The sequence below is a fragment of the Cryobacterium ruanii genome (genome assembly GCF_004404055.1).
GTDB lineage: Bacteria > Actinomycetota > Actinomycetes > Actinomycetales > Microbacteriaceae > Cryobacterium > Cryobacterium ruanii.
In genome coordinates this window covers 371842-380807 of the sequence record NZ_SOHK01000017.1, presented here as the reverse complement: position 1 = coordinate 380807, position 8966 = coordinate 371842, and the positions used below count along the sequence as shown (strand labels likewise).

Annotated in this window: 5 protein-coding genes and 1 pseudogene; 3 read left to right on the top strand and 3 right to left on the bottom strand. The window is 68.0% G+C overall.

Features of this window, described 5'->3' with window-relative positions; genetic code table 11:
* Window positions 1-630: pseudogene (locus E3T47_RS13330) on the bottom strand (DEAD/DEAH box helicase); the annotation flags it as partial.
* 260 nt (window positions 631-890) lie between these two features.
* On the opposite strand from E3T47_RS13330, the gene E3T47_RS13325 reads away from it, so the two are divergent.
* On the top strand, window positions 891-1367 hold the full coding sequence (locus E3T47_RS13325; protein WP_134556512.1) for a GNAT family N-acetyltransferase: 477 nt from the start codon (window positions 891-893) through the stop codon (window positions 1365-1367).
* A 93-nt stretch (window positions 1368-1460) separates the two neighbouring features.
* On the opposite strand, the gene E3T47_RS13320 is transcribed toward E3T47_RS13325, so the two are convergent.
* Window positions 1461-2228 carry an IclR family transcriptional regulator gene (locus E3T47_RS13320; RefSeq protein ID WP_134556511.1) on the bottom strand — a complete coding sequence of 256 codons (768 nt, stop codon included), beginning with the start codon at window positions 2226-2228 and terminating at the stop codon, window positions 1461-1463.
* Window positions 2229-2317: 89 nt separating this feature from the next.
* Between E3T47_RS13320 and hutH the strand changes: the two genes are divergently transcribed.
* Together hutH and E3T47_RS13310 are read left to right on the top strand one after the other, a co-directional pair.
* Window positions 2318-3904, top strand: coding sequence for a histidine ammonia-lyase (gene hutH / locus E3T47_RS13315; protein ID WP_134556510.1), 1587 nt, complete (start codon window positions 2318-2320; stop codon window positions 3902-3904).
* Window positions 3905-4039: 135 nt separating this feature from the next.
* Entirely contained in the window at window positions 4040-5710 is a 1671-nt protein-coding gene (locus tag E3T47_RS13310) for a peptidoglycan DD-metalloendopeptidase family protein (protein WP_134556509.1), read from the top strand.
* Here the strand turns inward: E3T47_RS13310 and E3T47_RS13305 are convergent, their stop codons facing one another.
* Window positions 5711-8941, bottom strand: a complete 3231-nt coding sequence (locus E3T47_RS13305; RefSeq protein ID WP_134556508.1) for an efflux RND transporter permease subunit — start codon at window positions 8939-8941, stop codon at window positions 5711-5713. It abuts the gene before it with no gap.
* Window positions 8942-8966 lie beyond the last annotated feature (25 nt).

The following is an 8966-nucleotide window of genomic DNA, read 5'->3' as shown; positions in this document are numbered from 1 at the left end:
CGGACGCTCGGTGCGGGGAGCGCTGGTGCGGTCACCGTAGGACGGACGCTCCGTACGGGCCGGACGGTCACTGTTGTAAGCCGGACGATCGCTACGCGGAGCACGGTCACCATAGGACGGACGCTCGGTACGCGGAGCGCTGGTGCGGTCACCGTAGGACGGACGCTCCGTACGGGCCGGACGGTCACTGTTGTAAGCCGGACGATCAGTACGCGGAGCACGGTCACCATAGGACGGACGCTCGGTACGCGGAGCGCTGGTGCGGTCGCCGTAGGACGGACGGTCATTGTTGTAGGCAGGACGGTCTGTGCGGGGACGGTCGTTGTTGTAGGCGGGGCGCTCGTTGCGCTCACTGTTGGTGCGGCCACCATTCTCGGGGCTTACGGAACGCGAGCCATAGGCCGGGCGCTCGCTCGAAGGGCGCTCGTTTGAGCGCGCTGCGCGCTCGTCGGCGTTCCAGCGCTGCTTCTTGGGCGCGCCCTCGTCAGCGCGGTAGCCACGGTGTCCGGGACTCTTGCTGCCGGCGTTGTTGGACCCGCCGTGGCCCGATCCGCCTTTGGAGGCGTACTTGGGATCGAAATTCTTACCGTTACGACCGGCGGTGGAGTTGTGCGAATTGCCTTGAGGCATAAACATATCTCTGGGTTGTGTTCAGTACATGGCAGAACAACATCGCACATGCGACGTAACTGAGAACCCGAGCAATCTGTGGTCGGGGCCGTTCACATACAGTGATTTTTCACCAGCGGATTACTGGGAAACCGGCCCAACTTGACTTACAAACCCATCCGCGCACAGCGCGGTGTCAAGAGCCGACTTATATACGTTACCCGATGCATGCTGAAAAGTCACGCGAAAAGATGCAGGTTGCCTCGCTCTATCCTGGTGACATGACCATTTCGATCAGTATTGAGCCGCCCCGACAGGCCGACGTCGAGGCGCTGCTGGCCGCCGGCACGGTCTTTGCGCACTCTCTCTACCCGGAGGAGAACAGCTTTCTGCTCAGTACCGATGAATTAGAAGGCTCGGGCGTCTTCGTATATGTGGCCCGCGACGAAGGCGGCACCGCCTGCGGCATGGCCGCTCTGGTGCCCCTCGACTCCGACGCCACACCCCCGGTAAGCACAGCGGAATTGAAGCGACTGTTCGTGCACGCCGACGCTCGGGGGCGCGGTGTGGCTGGCCGTCTGCTCGACCGCATCGAAGCGGATGCCGCCGGCCGCGGCATCCGCTCTCTCGCGTTGGAAACCGGCCCGCTGCAACACGCGGCCATGGCGCTGTATCGTGGTCGCGGCTACGAGCAGGTCGAGCTGTTCGGCCAGTACGTCGGCGAGGAATTCAGCGTCTGCTTCGCCAAGAGCCTGTAACCGCTCGCGGCACTCGGTGAAGAAGCGGGTACCCCTACGAACGAGTGCCCGCTTCGTTACGGAGTGCCGCAGGCGGCGGGGCCCGGCCGCGACTCAGCGCAGCCGACCGTCGATCCGGCGGGACAACTCGGCGGCGGTCGCCGCCACGGCGGCGGCGACCGCCGGCCAACGATCGTCGGCGAACCGGTCGTGCGCAAACGTCACGGCGATCGCGGCGGCCGGCCAGCCGGTATGGTCGCGCACGGCGATCGCGACTGAGGCGATGCCGGGCGTGATCTCACCGTTTTCGGTCGCGTAGGAATCCGTTCTGACGCGATCGAGCACGGCCCGCAGCTCGAGCCTCGTGCGCGGACCCCGGCCCTCGCGTTGTTCGAGGGCCGCCTGGGTCGGATAGAGCGCGCGCAATTGGGCAGCGGGCAGGGCCGCGAGCAGGGCGCGTCCGCTCGCGGTGAGGTGGGCGGGCAGACGTACCCCGACGTCGGAGACGAGGGAGGGTCGATGCACGGCGCGCTCCTCCACGAGGTAGATGACGTCGCGTCCGTGCAGCACGACGAGGTGTGCGCTCTCCCCCAACCGGTCGACAAGCTGAGCAATCAGAGGGCGTCCGAGTCTGGAAAGCGGTTCCTGGCGGCTGAACCCGGAGCTCAGCTCGAAGGCGGCGATGCCGAGCCCGTAGCGGTGTTCCTCGGGCAGGTGCACGACGAACCCCTCGGCCACGAGCACGTCGAGCAGTTGGTAGATGGTCGAGCGCGGCAGCCCGAGGGCGCTCGCCAGGGCGGCCGCCGGAATCGGTCCGCGCTGGGCAGCCAGGTAGGTCAAAACGCGCAGGGTAGCCTGCGCGGCCGGAACCTTCGATGCCATCCCGTTCCCGTCAGGCCATGTCCGGTATCCCGGACACTTTCCAGCCTAGCGTCCTCTTTCCGGGTGCGGCGAGGGTGTGCAATCAAAGAATGACCATTGCGACTTCTTTCAGCACATCCGCGCGCGACCCGAGCGGGGCATCCGCTGTCACCGGTGTCATCGTCGGCACCGCCGCGCTCACCTTCACCGACGTGATCGCCGTCGCCAGGCACAACGCGCGCGTCATCCTCGACCCGGCAAGCCTCACGCAGGTCGCCGCGACGCGCACGATCATCGATGCCCTCGCCGCCGACACCGAACCGCACTACGGCATCTCGACCGGATTCGGCGCCCTCGCGACCACGTTCATCAGCCCCGACCGGCGCGCCCAGCTGCAGGCGAGCCTCGTGCGCTCGCACGCCGCTGGCAGCGGCCCCGAGGTGGAACGCGAAGTCGTGCGCGCCCTGATGCTGCTGCGCCTGAGCACCCTGATGACCGGCCGCACCGGCGTGCGGCCCGCGACCGCCGAGACCTACGCGGCCGTGCTGAACGCGGAGATCACTCCTGTTGTGCACGAATACGGCTCGCTCGGCTGTTCCGGCGATCTCGCCCCGCTCGCCCACTGCGCCCTTGTCCTGATGGGCGAAGGCCAGGCGCGCGACGCGACCGACGCGCTGGTCGATGGTGGAGGGGCCCTGGCCGCTGCCGGCATCACGCCGGTCGTGCTCGCCGAAAAGGAGGGCCTCGCCCTGATCAACGGCACCGACGGTATGCTCGGCATGCTCGTGCTCGCCCTCGACGATCTGGCCCGCTTGCTCACCACCGCCGACATCGCCGCGGCGATGAGCATCGAGGCCCTGCTCGGAACGGATGCTGTCTTTGCGGCCGATCTGCAGGAATTACGGCCCCAGCTCGGCCAGGCCGACAGCGCCGCGAACCTGCGCCGGCTGCTGCAAGGCTCTGGCCTGCTCGCGAGCCACGCCGGACCGGAAGATACTTCGGTGCAGGACGCCTACTCCCTGCGGTGCTCGCCGCAGGTGCACGGTGCCGCGCGGGACACCGCCGCCCACGCCGCCCTCATCGCCGACCGTGAGCTGGCCAGCGCCATCGACAACCCGGTCGTCACCATCGACGGACGCGTGATGTCGAACGGCAATTTCCACGGCGCCCCGCTCGGCTATGTACTCGACTTTCTCGCCATCGCGTCAGCGGATGTCGCGAGTATGAGTGAGCGACGCACCGACCGGCACCTCGATGCAAACCGCAGCAAGGGTTTGCCGCCGTTTCTCGCCCACGAGGTCGGCGTGGACTCCGGACTCATGATCGCGCAGTACACCGCCGCCGGCATCGTGTCGGAGCTGAAGCGGCTGGCCGCGCCGGCATCCGTTGATTCAATCCCCTCCTCAGCGATGCAGGAAGACCACGTGTCGATGGGCTGGCACGCCGCCCGCAAGCTGCGCCGCTCGCTCGACGGGCTCGGCAGGGTGCTCGCGATCGAGATCATGACCGCCGCACGATCGCTCGATCTGCGGGCACCGCTCACTCCAGCCGCGGCGACCGGAGCGGTGCTTGATCTCGTGCGCACGGTGGTCGCCGGTCCCGGTCACGATCGCTTTCTCTCCCCCGAAATCGAGGGGGTCGTGCACCTCGTGACGTCGGGTGCGGTGCGAGCCGCCGCTGGCTCGGATTTGGCGTAGCATCCGGGTGACCTTGTAGCGACCTTGCAGGGTCGACGTGCCCCGTTGTGACCCGTGCGGCGCCGTGCCATACTTGCGCCACGTTGACCCACCCGAGCCGCGTACCCCCATTACCCGAATGGATCAGGTCCTGCAATGTTGCCACCCTCGAACAGCCGCCGCACCGTGCGGCTTGGGCGAGCACAACCGCGGCATCGGGCCGCCGGGTACCGCGCGGCGCGCGCCCGCGACGGCTGGCTGTCGGTGGTTGTCATCACGGCACTCCTGGCCTTCGGCGCCCCGATCGCGGCGAGTGCCGACGAGGTGCCAGCCGGGCCACCGGCCACGCCGACACCGACTGTCGGCACCCCGCCGGAGTCCGTACCACCCAGTGACCCAGCGCCGGAACCGACGGCCAGCCCGACCCCCGAACCGACGGCGCAGCCCACCCCGGAACCGACGGCGGAGATCACACCTGAACCAACACCTGAACCAACACCAGAACCCACACCAGAACCCACACCAGAACCCACACCAGAACCCACGGCCACCCCGACCCCGACCCCGACCCCGACCCCGACCGAGGATCCCTCCCCGGAACCGAGCGACGGTCCTATCCCGCCGGTGACCGAGCCAGATCCAGCCCCCGAGCTCGACCCGACCATCGGCCCAAGCCCGTTCGCACCCATCGATAGCGTCGCGATGGCCGCAGCCGCGGCATCCGCGCAAGCGGTCAACACGGCCCGCGTGGCTGCCGCCGAGGCGCTCGCGGCGCAGCGGGCCACCGCCGAACGAGTCGTTGCGGCGCGCGTCGCTGCCCAGGAAGTCGCCGGGCAACGAAGCGCGGCGCTGGCAAGCGCCCTGACCCGCTCGCAAACCGCGCAGGCCGTGCTCGACACCGCGCGCGACGATCTGGAATCAACGCGGGCGAGCCAGATGATCGCGCTGGGTCGCGCCTCCCTCGTTCACCGGCTGGCCGTGGAAGCCTCCCGGCAAGCCGCGGAGTCAAACGTCAGTTTCGCCATACTCGCCCGCAAGCTCGCCCAGCAGCAGAGCGGCGCCGTCGTCGCCGACGTCTTTCTCGGCGGGCATTCCCTCGGCAATGTGCTCAACCAGCTCAGCACGCTGGACCAGTTGGACCGCGTCACCGACAACATCGAGACGATCCAGGCTCGTGCCGAGGCCGATAGAGCACGAGCGGTCAAGCTGAATCAGCAGGATGCCGAGACACGCACCGCTGCGAGCACGGTGACGGTAGCTGCCAGCCAAGCAATGCTCGACGCGGCCGCGAGCGACTTCGAAGCGGCGGGGGTAGCACTCGTCGCCTCAGCAGCTGAGGCCGCGACGGCTGCCGCCACCCTCGCCGCGCTCGACGTGCGCCCGATCATTCGCACCGACGCCGGCCAGCTGAACGATCAGGGCTGGGCCAACCCCGCACGCGGTGCGATAACGGATGCCTACGGCTCGCGCCCGGTTCGTCCGCTCCCCGGGGCCGGCGCGTTCCACTACGGCACTGATATCGGGGCCGGCTGTGGAACCCCCGTCTTTGCCGCCACCTCCGGAATCGTGCGGGCCGCCAGCTCCGTCGGTAGTTACGGCAACTGGATCCTCATCGACCACGGCAAGGGAGTCCAGACGGGCTACGCCCACCTCGGCGACACCCTGGTCGCCGTCGGTGATCGGGTCGCCGCCGGCCAACAGATCGGGAGCGTCGGCAGCACCGGTTTGTCGACCGGCTGCCACACGCACGTCGAGGTTCGAGTCGACGGCGTTCGCATCGACCCGCAACCCTTCTTCCTCAACCGCGGGGTCGTTCTCGGCCGCTGACTACAAGGCGGCCCGATGGGCAGCACGCCGCTCTCGGGCGCCCTCGACCAGCAGGTAAAGCACCGGCAGCACGATGAGCGTCAGCACCGTCGACGAAACGAGCCCGCCGATGACCACGAGGGCGAGCGGCTGCGAGATGAATCCGCCGTGGCCGGTTAGACCGATCGCCATCGGCAGCAGGGCGAAGATCGTGGCGAGCGCCGTCATCAGAATGGGTCGGAGCCGGCGGCTTGCCCCCGCGACGAGAGCGTCGGGCACCGAGAGTCCGCGACGCCGGTACTGGTTGACCAGGTCGACCAGTACGATCGCGTTGGTCACCACGATGCCGATCAGCATGAGCACGCCGATCAGCGACGAAACCCCGAGCGGGATGCCGGTCACGACCTGCAGCGCGATCGCGCCGGTCGCCGCGAATGGCACCGACACGAGCAGCAGCAGCGGCTGCAGCAGCGAACGGAAAGTCGCCACCATCACGATGTACACGATGAGAATGGCCACGAGCATCGCGACGCCGAGCTGTTGAAAGGCCTCGGCCTGGTCGGCGCTGACCCCGCCGAGGGTCGCGGTCGCCCCGATCGGCAGCTTGGTGTCCAGGAGCATCTGGTTCAGCTGCGCGTTCGCCGTACCCAGGTCGTCGTTTGCGGGCGTCGCGGACACGGTTGCCGTGCGCAGCCCCTTCGCTGTGGTGAGCGTACTCGGGCCTTCGACCTCGTCAACGGTCGCGAGGGTCTCGAGCGCGACCGGCCCCGCCCGGGTCGGGATCTGCAGGGCCGCGAGGTCACCCGCGGTCGTCGGCGGCGATTGCGCGGACAGGTACACGGTTAGGCTGGTCTCGTCGACCACGATCGACCCGATCGCGCTCGGCTGCATGGCCTGCGACACGATGGTTCCGAGGGCGAATTCGCTCAGACCGGCCGCCGCTGCCGCCGCCCGGTCGACCGTCACTGCCAGGTACGGCAGCGAGGCGGTGAGGGTGCTTGCACTCTCGGTGATTGCACCGAGTTTCTGCACCGCGCCGAGAATGGACGTCGTCGCGGACTGCAGGTCGGCATCCGTTGCCGCCGTGATGTCGACGGCGATGTCGGAGGATGCCCCGAAACCGCTCGCCGCAGCCACCGAGATCTCGCCGACGTCGGTGAGGCCGGCGAGGGTCGTGCGCGCCGCATTCTGTACCGCGTCGGCGTCGGCGCCCTCCGCGGTGGTGATCGAGTAGGTGACCGCGCTCGAGGTGGGTGCACCGCCGCGAAATGCGCTTGCAGCGCTGCCACCGCCGATCGACAGCTGCACGATTTCGACGCCGTCGAGGTTCTGCAGCGCGGTCTCCGCCGAAGCGGATGCCGAATCCTGCGCGGTCAGGCTGCTGCCCACCGGCAACGTTTGCGTCACCCGAAAAGTGTCCTGCCCGGTCGACCCGAGAAAGTTGACCTTCATGAACGGCACGAGGGCTGCCGTTCCGCCGAGCACCAGAACCGCCAGCAGCAGCGTCGCTACGGCGTGCTTGAGCGTGAATCGAATGACCGGCAGGTAGCCCTGTTGCAGCCGCCCCGGGTTCTCGCCGGCTTCGGCTGCCGCCGATACCCCGGTTGGCAGGCCCGGCGAAGCGGATGCGTCAGCCGCGTGCCGCGAGTGCCCGACGGTCGCCGAGACGCCCGCGACTACGGCGGCACCGGAACCGCGAACGACTGACGCCTCGGCAGCCGTCTCGCTGAGGACAGTGGAATCGAAGGCCGCCACAGCTTTCGGCGCCCGCAGAAACCAGAACGCGAGCACCGGCACGATCGTGAGCGACACGAGCAGCGAGGCCAGAAGGGCGATCGTCACGGTGAGCGCGAAGGGGCGAAACAGCTCGCCGGTCGACCCGCCGACGAAGGAGATCGGCAGGAACACGGTGACCGTCGTGACGGTCGAAGCGGTGATCGCCCCGGCCACTTCCCGCACGGCGAAGACGATCGTGGCAGCGCGGTCGGCACCGGCCACGAGGTGCCTTTTGATGTTCTCGATCACCACGATCGAGTCGTCGACGACCCGGCCGATGGCGATCGTGAGCGCCCCAAGGGTGAGGATATTGAGCGAATAGCCCACGCTCTGCAGACCGATGAAGGTGATGAGCACCGACGTGGGAATCGAGATCGCCGTGACGATCGTGGCTCGCACCGACAGCAGGAACAGCAAAATCACGATAATCGCGAAGCCGAGACCGAGCAGGCCCTCCTGGGTGAGCGCGTCGATCGATTGCTGGATGAACGGAGCCTGGTCGAACACGACAGTGAAGGTTGCCGGCGCGACGGCCGCCTCGAGCTGCGGCAGGATCGCGCGCACCCCCGTGGACACATCGACCGTGTTCGCGGCGGGGACCTTGGTAACGGCGATCGTGAGGGCGGGTTCACCGTTCACCCGGGAGATGCTCGTGACCGGGTTTTCGGCGAGCGCGACCCTGGCGACGTCGCCGAGTGTCGTGGGGGCGGCATCCGCTCTGGCAGTGAGGCCAGTCGAACCCGCCAGGAGCGGCAGTGCGACGATGTCGTCGATCGAGCCGAGCTTGGCTCCGGCCTGCACCGACAGGGTCGTGTCGCCCTCGGTGATGGTGCCGGCCGGAATCGACGACCCGTTCTGTTGCAGGGCATCGCGCAGGCTCTGCGTGGTCAGTCCGCGCGCGGCGAGTTCGTCGGAGTTCGGCGTGATCGTGACGCGGCGACCGATATCGCCGACCAGGGCGGCGTCGCGCACGCCGGCCACATCGCGGATGTCGCCGAGCACGCTGCGTTTGAGCTGGTCGGCGAGCGCCACGGTGTCACTCGACGCGACCGCGAGCGAGATCACTGGAAAATCATCGATGCTGCCGCTGATCACCTGCGGATCGACATCGGCCGGCAACACACTCTGGATGCGGTTGAGGGCCTGGTCGATGCGGGATTCGGCCTTGACCAGGTCGGTGCCGTAGGTGAAGGTGGCACTCACCAGCGAGGAATTGGTACTACTCGTCGTCGATGTGGCTTCCAGGCCGACCAGGCCCTGGATGGCGGTCTCGATCGGGGTCGACACGTCGTCGTTGACAACCTGCGGCGAAGCCCCCGGATAGCTCGTCGACACGAGCAGCTGTGGCAGCTGCAGGGACGGTATGAGCTCCTGCTTGAGCCCGGTCAGGGCCAGGCTGCCGAACACGGCCGCCACAATGGTGATGAGGGCGATCAGCGCCCGATTCTTCATGCTCACTACCGCGAGAAAATGCACCAGCTCAGTATGCCAGTGCACGCAG